We start from the raw sequence: 14,285 nt of genomic DNA on the forward strand, positions 1-14,285 counted from the left end.
CGCCTCGGACTCGTTCGATCCCGCGCTCATGACTACATCGAACACCCACCCTCCGACATCGGAAGCGCTGATCAGATGGTCAATGCGGCAGAACTGGGCAACTCACCGACCCCGCCAGGACAGACATTTCCGAGATCCATTGCCGATACCCACAAGAACCGCCCGGGCGGCGTCCCGAGGTGTCGTTCAGCGCCGCGTGAGCAGCGCCTCGACGATCTCCTCCATGTCGAGTTCGTCGGGCTGCTGGCGGATGGGCCGCCCGTACTCCCGGTAGCCGGCACCGATGAGATCGATCGCAGCATTCCGTAGGTCGAGCTCGGCATCCAGACGGCCGAGTTCGACCTCTCGGCCGAGGTACTGCTCGAGGCCGGAACGCAGCTGGGCGAGCACCGGCACACCGGATGCCCGCGGTGACGCCAGCGCGGTCCGAACCGCCTGTCGCGTCGCCGCGAGCGTCGCGCAGTGCAGAGCGAGCGGGTTCAACGCGCGAGTCAGGTACTGGGCGACATTGCCCTCCACCGTCCCGCTGCCGGCCGCGTGATGCAGTCTGTCGATATCGAGCGACGCGAATTCCAGCCGCCGCTGCACGAGCACGACGAACAGGCTGTCGAGATCGCCGAACATGCGCTCGACTTCGCCAGAGGAGGTCCTCAGCTCCCGACCCAGATCCGCATGGAGCATTCCATCGACTCCCGCTCGGATGAGCAGATCCTCGACCCCGCAGAGCAGCTCTTCGCGCCGCTCCAGGGTCCTCGCCGACCGGTCTCGAGCCGTAGCGAGGGCCTGGGCGAGACGTCCGGTGAGCCGCCACTGCGAACGGACCCCGTCGCCCGGAAGCAGGGGAGGCGCGAGTTGGCCGCTGGTCGACAGATCGATTGCCATCCCTCGATATTCGCCGGTTCCGGAGAGGAGCGATGGGGGTTGCGTATCCCCGATGAACAGCGTATGAGGGTTGCTCAGGGACTCCCGTACTCCGAGCGATCATGGAGCGGGCGCGGGTAAGAAGGAGGGAAGTCCTCGAGAGGAGCAGATGATGGATCTTGGACAGTACGCCGGCTACCCCCTCCCGCACGCGGTGCGGACGGCTTTCGGAGTGGAGACCGCGCAGCAGCTCGCCGACCAGCTCGGAATCACCGGCACGCTGACGCCCGACCGGGCTCGCGAAGCGGAGAGCGCCTACAACTCATATCGCGCCGGCGACACCGCACCCGCACGGTCGCTGCTGGTGAGTCTCGGGGTCACCGAGCAGATGGCCGCGGACGCTGTCACCAAGCTGCCTCAGCTCTGACCGCGTCGCACGCGCAGAGCCTGTCGGCGACTAGCCGCCGACTCGCGTCGAAACTGCCTCGCCTGACCCCGGCGCCGGCTCCGGGATGGGGCTGAGGCCGTTGGGGCTGTTCGCCGCCAGCATCAGGACGTCGATCCACTCCTTGTTGATCGACGGCTCCTTGCTTCCGTCGAACTGGAAGTAGACCGGGATGCCGGGCGCCAACCAGACCGTGCCGCGACCCGATCCGTTCGCCAGGCCGACCACCCAGTTGAACGAGAAGCTCTCCTGCCGGCGGAACTTGGCGAGGATCACCAATCGGAGGTGCGCCAGCACCCGATCCTCGATGGTGACGACGGCTGAACGTCCGTCGTAGACGAGTGTTCCCATAGGTCCTTTTCACGAGAGTGGAGGTCACGGCGAGCTGTGCTTCTCCAGCATCGCCGAAATCAGGAGTCGAACGCCGGGAATTCCGCTTCGGGGCTCTCCATCTCGATGTTATGGGGCGTGAGATGTCCGATCTTGCGCCGAAGCTCGGCAATGGCCGCCGCGGCATCCAGATCGACCTGCGGGCTGTCGGTGGTGCCCGACATCATCTGGCTCGCCGGCCCGAGGAGGAGCTCCACCTCCGCCTGAGTCCCGTCCGACCCGACGGTGGGGATCGAGACGGTGTCCGACGTGTCGTTCAGTGCGAGTGACCGTGCATAGTCGATGACGAGCTCGGCCACCGTGTCGTCGGTCACGATGACCTGCGAGAGATAGGCGATGGTGCGCATCTGACAACTCTTCCTGATCGTTAGGGGATTGCGCTACCGGCCGACCGATGGGCGGACTGCGCACGAGCTGACCGCGGGTGAACGCGATCGAGCCCCGCCGGAACTCCGACGGGGCATCGACCCGAGGCGCCGCGGCCTACTCCTTGTTGAGCTTGTCCTGCACCAGTCCCGCGGTCTTCTCGATCACGTTGGGGACCTCGGTGGTGCCGTAGAAGCGCGAGTCCGGGTGGGTCGGCGGGGGCATCGGCACGGTGGACGTCGGTCCGTCGTGGTAGCTGAACTCGCCCATCCCGTCGGGGGTCGGTCCGCTCGCCCAGCTGCCTTCCTTGGCGGCGGCGCCATCGGAGAAGTTGAGGTACTGGTACGCCACCTCTTCGTGCTCCTTGTTCTTCGGGAAGTTGCTCGGCACGGGGAATCCCTCCAGGCCCTCGGCGCGCAGCTCGGCGGCCGCGGCCATCCACTGGTTCTGATGCATGGTGTCTCGCGCGATGAGGAAGGCGAGCAGGTCGCGCACGCCCTTGTCGTTGGTCATGTGGAACAGGCGCGCGGCCGCCAGCCTGCCCTGCATCTCGATGTTGGCGTTGGAGGTGAAATCGGCGAGCATGTTGCCGCTCGCCGTCACGTATCCGCCTGACCACGGGTTGCCGTTGCTGTCCACGGGGCGCGCTCCGGCGCCCGCGACGATCGCGTGCTGCACATCCATGCCGCCGACCACGGCGGCGACCACTGGATCGTCCTGAACCGCGTCCGACGTGATGCCGACGGGGGCCTTCTCGAGCAGCTGGGCGATCATGATGGCGAGCATCTCGACGTGCCCCATCTCCTCCGCTCCGATGCCGTAGAGCAGGTCTCGGTACTTGCCCGGGATGTGCGCGTTCCACGCCTGGAATCCGTACTGCATGGCGACGGTGATCTCCCCGTACTGACCACCGAGGATCTCCTGGAGCTTTCGGGCGAACACGGCATCCGGCGCATCGGGGACGGCCTTGAACTGCAGCTCTTGACGGTGGAAAAACACGATCATCCTCCTCGTTGGCTCCCCGGCGGGCGCCGGGGCTGTTTTCACGCTAGGACGGGTAGCCCGAGAAGGCCGCCCCCTTGCGTCGATGAGGGAAAGGTGCGAAGGAAGGCCGCGTCCAGGGTCTTCTACCCACCTTGGCTAGGGGAGACAACCCCTTGGCCCGACCTGTGCGGAGTGCTTGCCTGAAGTCGGGGTGAGGCCGCTCGACGGCTGCGCCCGTCGAACATTCGCGACGAGCCGGAGGCGATCATGTCGATTCCCGAACAGCAGCAGCAGGTACCGGGCACGGACCAGGCGATGGATCCCAAGCCCGACTACGGCGAGGGGAGCTACCGGGGCAGCGGAAGGCTGACGGGCAAGGTGGCCCTCCTCACGGGTGCCGACAGTGGCATCGGCAAGGCCGTCGCCCTGGCCTTCGCCCGAGAGGGCGCAGACGTGGCCGTCGTCTACCTCAGCGAGCACACCGACGCGCAGGAGACCGCCCGGTTCATCGAGGAGGCGGGTCGCACCAGCCTGCTCATCCCCACCGACCTCGCCGACCCCGACAACTGCCGCGAGGCGGTGCGCCAGACGGTGGAGCAGTTCGGACGGATCGACGTCCTGGTGCACAACGCCGCGTACCAGATGACCCGAGAGACGCTCGACGAGATCCCCGATGACGAATGGGATCACACGCTGGCCGTGAACCTCAGCGCCTATTTCCACCTCGTGAAGGCTGCCGTGCCGCAGATGCCCTCGGGCGCGTCGATCATCGCCACCTCGTCCGTGCAGGCGGACACTCCCACCCCGGAGCTGCTGCCCTACGCCGTGACGAAGGCCGGCATCGCCAACATGACGGCATCGCTCGCCCAGATGCTCGCAGATAAGGGCATCCGCGCCAACGCTGTCGCGCCGGGCCCGGTCTGGACGCCGCTGATCCCGTCCACGATGCCCCCTGAGAAGGTGGAGGACTTCGGAACGCAGGTGCCGCTCGGTCGAGCCGGGCAGCCGGCGGAGCTGGCACCGGTCTATGTGATGCTCGCCTCCGACGAGGCGAGCTACATCTCCGGTGCCGTCATCCCGGTGACGGGCGGCAAGCCGTTCCTGTGAGCGACGCCCGGCGTCGGAGGGGGAGCGCCGACCGATCGCTCAGCGACCGCCTCCCTCGGCCAGGAAGGCCAGGCGTCGAAGCGTCTCCCGATTGCGGATCGTGATGCCGATGGTCCGGATCACGCCCGGCACGAGGCGCCCGGGGCCCTCGACGGCATCCTCGGTGAGGCGCACCACACAGCCATCCGGGCGCCGCTTCACCTCGACGATCACCTCGGCCTCGCCGATCGGCCACCCGCGAGCCCGCATCCGAGCCCGACGGGGCGGATCCCATTCGAGGCTCACCGTCTTGTCGTTCAGCAGGAAGGGCCAGGATCCGAAGGAGTGATGCAGCGCCGACTGCTCCTCCGGCCAGGCGTCGTCGACGCCGCGCATCCGCGCAGCACCCACCACCCACGCCGGGTAGAGCCAGCCATTCGCCAGAACGCGGAAGACTGCTTCCGGCTCGGCGGCGATCGTGCGGATGACAACGGCCACGGCTGCTCCCTGCTGTGAAGATCGACCTCGCCATCTGCCGAAGCGGCAGGGGCGATGCATTGCGGATGCGGTCTCTATCGAGTCAGCCGCCATCGTATTGCGAGCGTCGACGGCCGCTTGGGGGTTGACAGTGCCGGGCAGCCGCGCAGGCCGCCTCCCCGTCAGCCGCCGGCCGTCAGTGCACCTTGTCCGGAGCGGAGGTCTCGTTGTCGGCCCCCGAGATACCGTCTCGGAACGCTCCGTCCCTGCCCTGGATCCGGATGTCACCTTCGCCCTCACCGGTGTTGCCGACGATCTGCTTCGCCCGCGCGATCGCATCCGCCTGCGTGCTCTCGTGGGACGAGACGCGCCTCGCGTCCTCCTTCTCGACGTCCCAGCCGCCCCGCTCGGAGTTGTGCACCACGTAGCGGTCCTCGTCGTTCTGCGCCATCGTCGTTCCTCTCTTCGTCCTTTCACGCTAGGCAAGGGCCGTCGACTCGACCAGGGGTTGCGCATCGCCCCCCAGTGCGTTCCACCTAGCACAACGAGGCTCCCGCCGAACTCCCTGGAAGCGGTGCGCTCCCTTTGCGACGATGGCGGGATGGCTCCCACCACACCTTCCGGCCGCCCCATCGGCGACGACTCCGTCTCGCTGATGATCCGTGGCTACGGGCTGGGCCCCCACATCTGGAAGCGGTCGCCTGCGGGCGCGAGGAGTGCGCCGATGCGCCTGCTCGGCGATGAGGCGATCTTCGTCCGTGGGGCCGAGGGCGTCGAGCTCTTCTACGACGAGCAGCGCATCAGGCGGCACGAGGCGATGCCCGCCATCGTTCAATTGACGCTCTTCGGACGCGGGTCGGTGCACAGCCTGGACGGCGCCGAGCACCGCCACCGCAAGGCGACGTTCGTCGATGTCGCCTACGACGACGTGAACGCTGCGCGGATCCTCCCGCTGTTCGAACGCGAATGGCAGGCCGAGCTCGACGCCTGGCTGGCGGGTGGGCGGCGCACCGCCTATGACGCGGCCGTCGGCGCGTTCGGACGGGCCAGCATGACGTGGGCGGGAATGCCCGGCACCCCCGACGCGAAGACGCGGTGGGCGACGCGGCTCGCGCAGATCGTCGACGGCTTCGGCGTGCCCTACTCGCCGGAGTACCTGCTCGCCGCCGCCAACCGTCTCTGGTCCGATCGACACGCTGAGCAGCTGGTCGAGGCGACGCGATCCGGACGCCTCACCCCCGCGGCGGGCACCGCCCTGCACGAGTGGGCCCACCACCGCGATCCCGAGGGGCGACTGCTCCCATCGAGACTCGCAGGGATCGAGCTGCAGAACAGCATGCGGCCCATGATCGCGGTCGCGCGCTTCGTCGCCTTCGCAGCGAAGGAGCTGCACGATAGGCCGGAGTGGCGTCAGCACATCGCCGGCGAGACCACCGAACGCGGCTCGCTCGTCGAGGGGCCGCTCGCTACCGCGTTCGCGCAGGAGATCCGTCGGACAGCACCCTTCGTGCCCATGCTGCCCGGCAACGCGATCGCCGACGTGGAGCTCGATGGCCATCGAGTGGCTGCGGGGGGACGGGTCGTGCTCGACATCCTCGGCACGAACACCGACGAGCGGTCATGGGAGCATCCGGAGCGGTTCGATCCTGAGCGCTTCGTGGGGGCCGAGGATTACGAGGCTCTGACCGCCTTCATCCCGCACGGCGGAGCGGGCGTGGCCTCGGGCCATCGCTGTCCGGGGGAGAAGCTGGCCATCGCCGGTCTCGCCGCGGCTGTCGCCGCGCTGAGCGATCCGCGGCTGGACATCGCGAGCGCCGGCCTCGGAGTGAACCGTCGGCGGCTGCCGACGAAGCCCGCGTCCGGAGGTCGTGTGCGGGCTGCGGGCTCGGGCGCGCGCTGCCCGTTCCACTGACGAGTCAGGTGGTCCCGGCGTCGACGCGGCGCCGCGACCCTCAGTCCTTGCGTCGGGCGGCGGACTCGCGGATGCGCCGTCCGTCTTCGACGTCCTTCTCCTCGCGGTCGGCGGCCTTCTTGCTCTTCCGCGCGTCACGCGGAGGCAGCTGGATGTCCTCCTCCGCGGCGATGCCGGCCTGCAGCTGACGCCCGCGCTCGAGCTCGGCGTCTACCTCCGCTCCGAAGAGGAGCGCCAGATTGGCGATCCAGAGCCACAGCAGGAAGACGATGACGCCGGCCAGGGAGCCGTAGTTCTTGGCGTAGTCCGCGAAGTTGGCGACATAGAGCCCGAACAGCAGCGACGCGACCACGAGGACCACGAGAGCGATCAGCGCGCCGACGCTGATCCATCGGAACTTCGGCTGCTTGGCGTTGGGGGTCGCGTAGTAGAGGATCGCCACCATCACCACCAGCAGGACGGCGAGCACCGGCCACTTGGCGATCTCCCAGACCGTCTGGAAGACGCCGTCGATCCCCAGGGCTGAGCCGAGTGCGTCGGTGACGGGGCCCGAGACTGCGACGATGCCGATCATGACCAGCAGGAGCACGATCCCGATCACCGTGACCAGGAGCTGCACCGGCTTGAGCTTCCAGAACGGTCGCCCCTCGTCGATCTCATAGATGCGGTTGATCGCCCGCGTGAACGCCCCGACATAGCCGGATGCCGACCAGATGGCCAGGACGATTCCAGAGACGAGTGCGAAGCCGGCGGCGGGGGAGGAGGCGAACCCTTCCAGCGGGCCCTTGATCACCTCCAGCGCGGAGGACGGCGCGACGCTGCCGAGCACATCGAGCAGGGTCTGGGTCGACTCCCGGCCGCCGCCGAGCACGCCCAGGAGCGACACCAGCGCTATCAGGGCCGGAAAGATCGCCAGCACCGCGTAGTAGGTGAGGGACGCGGCGATATCGGTGCACTGGTCCGACGTGAACTCGCGGAAGGATTTCTTGGCGACGTATACCCACGACCGCTTCTCCAGGCCCCCGATGGAGTCCGGCTTGCGCGGATCGTCGGGGTCAGGTGCCCCGGTCAGCCGCTCGCTCGCGCCGATGTCAGTCATCCCCACCACTCCCGTTCATCCGGTTGCACGACCCGCTCCTCGTGGGCCTTCGGCGCATCAGCTCCTGCTGAGGGAGCTCGGTGGGGCGCAGGGCCCCACCGAGCTCTCGACGTCAGGAGGAAGCGACGGTGTCCTTCGCGTCCTTCGCCTTGCCCTTCACATCGTCCGCTGCCGATCCAGCCGCCGACTTCACGGAGCCGGCCGCTTCGGTCGCGGTGTCCTTGACGGCTGCGGCCGCATCCTGTGCGGGCTCCTTGAGGTTCGATGCGACCTCCTTGGCCGCGTCGGTGGCCTGCTCGACGAGAGGCTGCGCCTTCTCCTTGATCTGCGAGGCGGCCGCCTTCTCCTTCTCGCTCGCCGGGATGAGCGAGGCGATGAGAGCGCCGACGCCGAAGGCGATGAGGCCCACCGCGACGGCATTGCCCTTCGCCTTCTCTGCTGCCTTGTGCGGAGCATCGGACAGACTGCCCGCTCCCGAAGAGACCCCGGAGGTGACGCTGTCCTTGGCGTCGGATGCGACGCCCATGACCGCCTCCTTGGCGGAGGTGAGCTTGCTCTTCACCTTCTCGGTCTGGCGGTGGGCGATCTTGGAAGGCGTCACCTTGTCGGTGAGCGCGTCGACGTCGTAGCTGAGGTCGGCGCGGGTGGCGTCGATCTCGGCACGGATCTGGTCGGGGGTGGGGTTGCTCATCGGTTCTCTTCGTTTCTCTTGAGTGCTTCCGGGATCTTCTTGAGGGTGTCGGCGGTGCGGGGAGCCCCCCGGACCTCCTTGAGCTGCTTGCGGCCCACGACGAACAGGATGAGTCCGATCACGGCCCAGATGACCGCGACGATCACCGCCGACCAGGCGTTGCCGACGAGGTATCCGAGTCCCCACCACAGAGCGATGGAGAGGAAGAAGATCGCCATGATGCCCGCGTAGCCGGCGCCGCCGAGCAGCCCCGCGCCCTTCCCGGCGCGGGAGGCTGACTCGGACACCTCGGCCTTGGCGAGGGCGATCTCCTGACGGACGAGGACGGACATGTCCTTCGTGACCTGGCCGAACAGCTCGCCGAACGACGCGGTCGCCGCTCGCTGCTCCGAGGGCGTCGGGATGTCGGTCATAGAACGCTCTCGCTGCCGCCTGCGCCGAACGCAGGACCGGTCGTCGGCGGCGCGAACGGGTTCGGAGCCGCGTAGCCCGTCTCCGTGCTCGAGGCTTCGGCCTCTTCCTTCTCATCCGAGGCGACTCCGGCGAGCGACCTCGTGAGGCGGCCGACCAGGAGGCCGGCGACTGCCGCGCCGAGGATGAAGGTGCCCGGCCGCTGGGCGGCGAACTGACGGACCTCGCCGAGCAGCGAGCCCGGGTCGCGACCGTCGAGCCACGAGGCGATGTCGCCCACGCGCTCGGCCGCCATGCCGACGACGTCGGAGGCGACGCCCTTCGACTCCGCACCGCCGGCCATTCCGCTGAGCTCGTCGCTGAGCGACTTCAGGCCGGAGGCGACCCGCGCCTGCTGGGTCGTCGCCTGCTCGCTGAGCTCGCTGCGGGTCTGGCTGATCAGCTGCTTCGCCTGGCCCTTGGCCTCGGAAGCGACCTTGCCGGCCTGCTCCTTGGCGGTGCCGGCGACCTCCTTCGTCGCATCCTTGGCGCTGCCGCCCAGGTCGGCGGCCTGCTCCTTGGCGGCGCCGGCCTTGCCCGACGCGCCGCCGGAGCCGCCGGTCGCGCCGCCGGTGGTCCCGCCGGTGGGATAGGCGGTGCTCGTCGGGTCGACGCCGAGCGGCGGCAGGATGCCGTTCGGAGAGGATGCCGATCCCGGTGTGAGATCGGGGGTCGGGGGATAGGTGTTGGACATGATTTCCCTTCTGGATGGAGTGGTTCGGGTCGGGTCGGGCGCACGACTGCGTCGCGCGCGGCGGGCAGGTCAGCCTCGCGGCGGAGCCGGAGACGGGGAGGCGATCAGGTCGAGCTGCTCGCGACCGAGGGTCTCGGTGACGGTGTGGTTCTCCACGACGTCGCCGACTCGGACGCGGACGAGTTCCGACGGCACGATCCGCTTGGAGAAGAGGATCTCCTCTCGGTTGAGCGTCATCAAGAAGTCGCGGGCGCGGGGGGCCGGCGCGACGTCGGCCGGTTCGCCCTCAGACGCGACGTCGATCGGCTCACGGGTCACGCGGACCTCTTCGCGCCGGACCTCGACGGTGAACGTCTGCTGTTCGGTCACCACATAGCGCTCGACGCGGATCCGCTCGACGGGTCGACGGATGAGCGAGGTGCTCAGCCGCTCCTCGTGGAGCACGACCGACGCCGCCTCGTCCGCCTCGGGGACGGGTGCAGCGTGACGTCCACTGGAGACGTTCGTGCTCATGAGGTGCCTTTCGCGGGAGAAGCCGATGACCGAGGTGAGGGGTGGCTGCACGCGACGGCCCAGACGACTCGTCGCGTGCAGCCGGTCATCAGAGCGTGCGGCGGTCGGTGCCGCGGTCGGTGCCGAGGTCTGTGTCGCGACCCGTGTCGCGACCTGTGTCGCGATCGACATCGGCGTCGACCACCTCGATCTCCTCCCGCGAGACGGAGTCGGCGACGCGCTGCTGCTCGGTGACGGTCTCCGTTCCGAGCGCGACCCGCTCGACGGGGACGGTCTCCTTGTCGGTGACCACGCGCTCGCCGGTGAGCACGACCTCGTGCTCCTCCTCGCTGAGGTCGGGGCCCGAGGTGGCGTCGCCGATGTTCGCGTCCGTGATCGGCTCGCGGGTGATGGTGACCTCCTCGTGACTGACGGGCACGGTCTGGCTGACCTGTTCGGTCACGACGTGCTTGCGCAGCCGGGCGCGGCCCGTCTCCACCCGCTCGGTGCCCACGTTGAGGCGCTCTTCGGAGCGGGTCATCGCGGAGTCGGTGTTCGGTCCGGAGGTGTCGTGTCCCGCAGAAGCGTCGTATCCGGCGGAGCTGTCGTATCCGGCGCCTGTGGGCGAGGTGTCGGTGGTGCGGGAGCTGTCGGAGGTGTCGGTGATGCCCGTCCCCATCCCCGCGCCGTAGTAGCTGTAGAGGGAGTCCTCCTCGGTCTCGCTCAGCGCGCCGTCGGCGTCGATGTTGGGGGCGTCCTTGATGAAGTCCTTCGAGAAGGGGACGCGCACGCTGCCGTCGTCGAAGCTCGCGCTGCTGAGCGGGGCGAAGGTCTCCTTCGTGCCGAAGAGGCCGGTACGGATCGTGATCCAGGTGGGGCTCTGGTCCTGATCGACGTAGACCTGACCGACCGTGCCGACCTTCTTCTCGTCGTCGCCGTAGACGTCGGCGCCGATCAGATCATTGGGATTCGTGGTGGTGATCATGGTGGTTTCTCCTGCCTTCCGAGCCGTCTGCCCGGAAACTGTTGGGGTTGTCGGATGGAGCCGCGGTCAGCGGCCGAGACCTGCGCGATCGACGCGGCGGTGGTAGCGCATGCCGGCGAGACCGCCGAGGATGGCGCCGACGAGTGTCACCACCAGCGCGATCACGCCGCTGATGATGCCGCCGGCCGTGAGGCTCGCCCCGTTGATCGGGATGGACGGCAGCCCGCTGACGCTGCCCAGGAAGTCGGACTGTGTGTTCGCGATGAGACCGACCACGGCGAGCACGACGATGACGATGATGGCCCACAGCCAGACCGCCACACCCTGCTTGAGGCCGTCGAAGCGTGCCATCCGTCCAGCGACGTAGCCGCCGCAGAAGTAGGAGATGAACAGGACGACGGCCACCACGATGGCTCCGACGATGCTGACCGTGTCGGCGTTCTCCGCTGCGGAGTCGGCGACCTGATCCGCAGACAGATCATTGCCCAGTCCGATGGCGGCGCCGACGGCGGAGAGGACGGCGGTGAACAGAACCGCCGTGCCGGTGGCCGTCAGCCAGCCGAAGAAGGCCGAGCCGAACTTGATGCCGCCGAATCGCGCCTTCTCCCGCTCGAGGACGTCTTCGCGGGTGGTGTTGCCGGCTGGCGCCGGCCGGGCGGCCACGCGCTCATCGAGCGCCTCGTCCTGGCGGAGGACATCGCTCGGGGCGGGCCGATCTGAGTCTCTGGACGAGTCGGACATCGCAACCTCACTGGGAATAGGGAACACGAAAAGGGCACGCCGATAGGCGGGAGAAGCTGCTTCGAGCAGCGGCTGGATCGAGCTGGAACAACCCGGCAACGCGAGCGTAGGACTGTTGGGCGCCCCCGAAAGGGTGCGCACGGGCAACTGCCAGCTAGGGTACAAATATCACCCCTAGGGGTGAGGCATCCTCACCTGCACCTCCGTTCATCGACCACTTGTAACGAGGATTACTCCACGCTAGGTCGGCCGTAGATCGGGTTTCACCCCCTTGCGTCAGGAGGTCAGAAGTGCAAGGCGGCGAACCGTCCACGATGCTGAACGGGAAGTCGTGCCTCCGGCAGAGAAGGCCTTCGAATCGGCGTCGCGGCGTGCCGACGGGCTCGGGTCTGGCCGCTGCACTCGTCAGCTGCGCCGCGCGTCTTCGCCCGGTCGCAACGATCCGCGAGCTGCCAGACTCGAGCCGTGCGACGATCCTGCATCGGAGTCCAGGATCCCGCCAGGGGGTGTTTTCACAGCGAACTGCTCATCTCATCCCGATGCTCCGTCGTAGGGTCGCGATCATGAGAATCGACGAGGTCCGCTGGAACGACGAGGCGCGCGACAAGATCGTGGAGGATGCCGATCGAGTGCTGCGCGAAGCGGTCGCCGAGCTCTCGACGAGCATGGCCGGTGCGGAATCGGATGCCATCTTCGCTGAGCTGATCGCTCGCCTGAAGGACCGCTTCATCGACTTCGAGCCGGGCCCCGACATCCGCCGCTACGCGGATGCGATCGCGGCCGGCGACATCGAAGCCGATCAGTCTGCGACCTGAGCCACCCCGACGGAGACGATCGATGTGGCGGCCGGGAAGTCCGCCGCGATCCGCTCGACGACCGCATCGTGCACGGCCCGGCATACCTCCGCCGCGGACCACGACGCGTCCACGGCGACCCGCGCCTTCACCGTCACCTCGACGCCATCGGCGAGGTCGGCGGCTGGTGAGGTCGATACCGACACGGACGCGGGTACGGGGCGGCTCAGGGCGCCCGCGACCAGGGTGGTGGCCAGCGCGAGCGGCGAGGCCTCCGCGGGGAAAAGTGCGGCCACCCCGGGAGTGGAGCGGATGAGGTCGTCCAGCTCGTATCCCATGGTCTCGACGTCGATGCTCATTCGGATTCCTCGTCTGGCCCGACCACGAGCGCATCGTCCGCCGCTCGGCTGAACTGCACGTCGGTGACGGTGATGTCGATCGATGCGATCCGCAGCTCCGTGTGCCGCAGCAGCTGGCTGTAGACGGCGGAGCGCAGACGGGCGGTGGTCTCGGGGATCTGCTCACCCCAGAGCACTGCGACCTCGAGGGTCACCGCGATGGGTGTGTCCGCAATCGTGACGTCTCCTTCGAGCCGGCACCGGCCGACCAGGACTCCCTCGACGGAGTCACCGGCGGCGCGGATCAGGCCGCGGACGGCGCCCTCGGTGATGCTGAGCCGTGCCGTAGGGGATGTGTGCGAGATGGGGATGTCCCGGCCCGCGCGAGCCTCGATGCTGATGTTCGCGAGGATCCCGGAGATCCAGCTGTCGTCTCGCGGAGGCTCCGCCCGGGCATCGGCCTCGATGAGCGAGCCCGAGAGGTCACGCAGTCGCCGCAGCGCCGCCAAGGCGAGCAGGGCATCGGGAGAGCTCTCGATCGCGGGGTCCACGGGCTGGCCGTCGCGGTCGAGGTAGTCGCTGAGCTCCTCGATGGTGTGCCCGTCGAGCTCGTCGGGCTCGAATCCGAGCGCCTTCGCAGTGCGGATCGGGGCCTCGCGGATCGGGGCCTCGCGGATCGGGTGGTCGTCGGTCGGGTCGTCGCCGGTCGAGTCGATGCGGGGAACGTGCGGGCTGTCGTACGGGGTGTCGCTCATCGCCATCCCTCCATGTCCCGGATCAGTGACTTGCGGGCGCGCACGAGGAAGCCTCGCACGGTCGATGCGGGGACGCCGAGCTCTTCGGCGATCTCGTCGTAGCTGAGCCCCGACATCTCTCGGAGCAGCCAGCTCTGCCGCTGCTGCTCGGGCAGAGCGGCGAGTGCCGCTTCGAGCGCCCGCTCGCGATCCATCGCCTCGGCTCTGCGGGGCGGAGACTCCCCATCGTCGGCGTGCGGCTCATGGTCGTCGATGTCCGCATGAGGGCGTCGGGCGCGGATCCGGTCGATGCACTTGTGGCTGACGATGCGCATCAGCCAGGACTTGACGGCGGTGAGGTCAGCCAGCTGGGGGAGCTGCTGCCACGCCGTGATGAAGCTCTCCTGCACCACATCGTCCACCTCGTCGGTAGAGCCCAGGACACGGGTCGAGTAGGCGCGCATGTACGGGCCGTAGCGGCGGATCAGGACTTCGAACGCCCGCACATCGCCGTCGGACGCGCGACCGGCGAGCGTCCTGTCGTCGGCATCCACGAGGGCGATCCGTCGAGCGCCGTCCGGTGTGCTCGACCCGTCGGCGAGCGCCTCGCTGAACGCTCCACTCGAGGACCCGGAAGAACTTCTCGTCACTTTTCTCTTCATTCGGTGTGACGAACGCCGGCCGGGATACGTCTTGTCAGTGACTATCCCATAAGCCCCCTCCACGGGGCATGAACAAGGAGCCAC

Annotated in this window: 20 protein-coding genes; 4 read left to right on the forward strand and 16 right to left on the reverse strand. The window is 68.3% G+C overall.

From position 1 onward, the window contains the following. Nucleotides 1-186: 186 nt before the first annotated feature. Nucleotides 187-882 (reverse strand): hypothetical protein, encoded by a 696-nt coding sequence (locus tag E6C64_RS15220; protein ID WP_136428319.1) that lies wholly within the window; start codon nucleotides 880-882, stop codon nucleotides 187-189. A 151-nt stretch (nucleotides 883-1,033) separates the two neighbouring features. Between E6C64_RS15220 and E6C64_RS15225 the strand changes: the two genes are divergently transcribed. Then, entirely contained in the window at nucleotides 1,034-1,288 is a 255-nt protein-coding gene (locus tag E6C64_RS15225; RefSeq protein ID WP_136428320.1) for a hypothetical protein, read from the forward strand. Nucleotides 1,289-1,318: 30 nt separating this feature from the next. On the opposite strand, the gene E6C64_RS15230 is transcribed toward E6C64_RS15225, so the two are convergent. The 3 genes from E6C64_RS15230 to E6C64_RS15240 form a co-directional block, all read right to left on the reverse strand. Further along, the gene (locus E6C64_RS15230) at nucleotides 1,319-1,657 is read right to left on the reverse strand and encodes a DUF7882 family protein (RefSeq protein ID WP_136428321.1); all 339 of its coding nucleotides are present in this window, start codon (nucleotides 1,655-1,657) and stop codon (nucleotides 1,319-1,321) included. Between the two features lie 59 nt (nucleotides 1,658-1,716). Next, on the reverse strand, nucleotides 1,717-2,043 hold the full coding sequence (locus E6C64_RS15235; RefSeq protein WP_136428322.1) for a hypothetical protein: 327 nt from the start codon (nucleotides 2,041-2,043) through the stop codon (nucleotides 1,717-1,719). A 136-nt stretch (nucleotides 2,044-2,179) separates the two neighbouring features. Beyond that, complete coding sequence (locus E6C64_RS15240; RefSeq protein WP_136428735.1) at nucleotides 2,180-3,061, reverse strand: manganese catalase; 882 nt, start codon at nucleotides 3,059-3,061, stop codon at nucleotides 2,180-2,182. 252 nt (nucleotides 3,062-3,313) lie between these two features. On the opposite strand from E6C64_RS15240, the gene E6C64_RS15245 reads away from it, so the two are divergent. Further along, a complete protein-coding gene (locus E6C64_RS15245; RefSeq protein ID WP_136428323.1) occupies nucleotides 3,314-4,153 on the forward strand; it encodes an SDR family oxidoreductase in 840 nt (279 codons plus the stop codon). Between the two features lie 39 nt (nucleotides 4,154-4,192). Here the strand turns inward: E6C64_RS15245 and E6C64_RS15250 are convergent, their stop codons facing one another. Both E6C64_RS15250 and E6C64_RS15255 read right to left on the reverse strand, forming a co-directional pair. Then, nucleotides 4,193-4,630 carry an SRPBCC family protein gene (locus E6C64_RS15250; protein WP_233255649.1) on the reverse strand — a complete coding sequence of 146 codons (438 nt, stop codon included), beginning with the start codon at nucleotides 4,628-4,630 and terminating at the stop codon, nucleotides 4,193-4,195. Between the two features lie 175 nt (nucleotides 4,631-4,805). Next, nucleotides 4,806-5,060, reverse strand: coding sequence for a DUF2188 domain-containing protein (locus E6C64_RS15255; protein WP_136428324.1), 255 nt, complete (start codon nucleotides 5,058-5,060; stop codon nucleotides 4,806-4,808). Between the two features lie 150 nt (nucleotides 5,061-5,210). Between E6C64_RS15255 and E6C64_RS15260 the strand changes: the two genes are divergently transcribed. Further along, the gene (locus tag E6C64_RS15260) at nucleotides 5,211-6,521 is read left to right on the forward strand and encodes a cytochrome P450 (protein WP_136428325.1); all 1,311 of its coding nucleotides are present in this window, start codon (nucleotides 5,211-5,213) and stop codon (nucleotides 6,519-6,521) included. Between the two features lie 40 nt (nucleotides 6,522-6,561). Here the strand turns inward: E6C64_RS15260 and E6C64_RS15265 are convergent, their stop codons facing one another. From E6C64_RS15265 to E6C64_RS15295, 7 genes are all read right to left on the reverse strand, one after another. After that, complete coding sequence (locus E6C64_RS15265) at nucleotides 6,562-7,620, reverse strand: YihY/virulence factor BrkB family protein (protein ID WP_136428326.1); 1,059 nt, start codon at nucleotides 7,618-7,620, stop codon at nucleotides 6,562-6,564. A gap of 112 nt (nucleotides 7,621-7,732) precedes the next feature. Next, entirely contained in the window at nucleotides 7,733-8,311 is a 579-nt protein-coding gene (locus E6C64_RS15270) for a DUF3618 domain-containing protein (RefSeq protein ID WP_136428327.1), read from the reverse strand. Next, complete coding sequence (locus tag E6C64_RS15275) at nucleotides 8,308-8,724, reverse strand: phage holin family protein (RefSeq protein WP_136428328.1); 417 nt, start codon at nucleotides 8,722-8,724, stop codon at nucleotides 8,308-8,310. Before E6C64_RS15275 ends, E6C64_RS15270 begins: the two co-directional genes overlap by 4 nt. Further along, complete coding sequence (locus tag E6C64_RS15280) at nucleotides 8,721-9,455, reverse strand: hypothetical protein (RefSeq protein ID WP_136428329.1); 735 nt, start codon at nucleotides 9,453-9,455, stop codon at nucleotides 8,721-8,723. The genes E6C64_RS15275 and E6C64_RS15280 overlap by 4 nt, the downstream gene beginning before the upstream one ends. A gap of 69 nt (nucleotides 9,456-9,524) precedes the next feature. Further along, a complete protein-coding gene (locus tag E6C64_RS15285) occupies nucleotides 9,525-9,968 on the reverse strand; it encodes a DUF2382 domain-containing protein (RefSeq protein WP_158437885.1) in 444 nt (147 codons plus the stop codon). A gap of 88 nt (nucleotides 9,969-10,056) precedes the next feature. Further along, on the reverse strand, nucleotides 10,057-10,932 hold the full coding sequence (locus E6C64_RS15290; RefSeq protein WP_136428331.1) for a DUF2382 domain-containing protein: 876 nt from the start codon (nucleotides 10,930-10,932) through the stop codon (nucleotides 10,057-10,059). A 66-nt stretch (nucleotides 10,933-10,998) separates the two neighbouring features. Then, entirely contained in the window at nucleotides 10,999-11,673 is a 675-nt protein-coding gene (locus tag E6C64_RS15295) for a hypothetical protein (RefSeq protein WP_233255650.1), read from the reverse strand. Between the two features lie 563 nt (nucleotides 11,674-12,236). On the opposite strand from E6C64_RS15295, the gene E6C64_RS15300 reads away from it, so the two are divergent. Further along, nucleotides 12,237-12,488 carry a hypothetical protein gene (locus E6C64_RS15300; protein WP_136428332.1) on the forward strand — a complete coding sequence of 84 codons (252 nt, stop codon included), beginning with the start codon at nucleotides 12,237-12,239 and terminating at the stop codon, nucleotides 12,486-12,488. Here the strand turns inward: E6C64_RS15300 and E6C64_RS15305 are convergent. The 3 genes from E6C64_RS15305 to E6C64_RS15315 are packed head-to-tail and all read right to left on the reverse strand — an operon-like array spanning nucleotide 12,473 to nucleotide 14,102. Beyond that, the gene (locus E6C64_RS15305; protein WP_136428333.1) at nucleotides 12,473-12,826 is read right to left on the reverse strand and encodes a hypothetical protein; all 354 of its coding nucleotides are present in this window, start codon (nucleotides 12,824-12,826) and stop codon (nucleotides 12,473-12,475) included. The two genes, E6C64_RS15300 and E6C64_RS15305, sit on opposite strands and share 16 nt — an antisense overlap. Further along, nucleotides 12,823-13,560 (reverse strand): Asp23/Gls24 family envelope stress response protein, encoded by a 738-nt coding sequence (locus tag E6C64_RS15310; protein ID WP_136428334.1) that lies wholly within the window; start codon nucleotides 13,558-13,560, stop codon nucleotides 12,823-12,825. The genes E6C64_RS15305 and E6C64_RS15310 overlap by 4 nt, the downstream gene beginning before the upstream one ends. Then, the gene (locus E6C64_RS15315; protein ID WP_233255685.1) at nucleotides 13,557-14,102 is read right to left on the reverse strand and encodes an RNA polymerase sigma factor; all 546 of its coding nucleotides are present in this window, start codon (nucleotides 14,100-14,102) and stop codon (nucleotides 13,557-13,559) included. Before E6C64_RS15315 ends, E6C64_RS15310 begins: the two co-directional genes overlap by 4 nt. Between the last annotated feature and the right edge of the window lie 183 nt (nucleotides 14,103-14,285).

Origin of the sequence: Naasia lichenicola (assembly GCF_004801885.1) — a bacterium.
Classification (GTDB): domain Bacteria; phylum Actinomycetota; class Actinomycetes; order Actinomycetales; family Microbacteriaceae; genus Naasia; species Naasia lichenicola.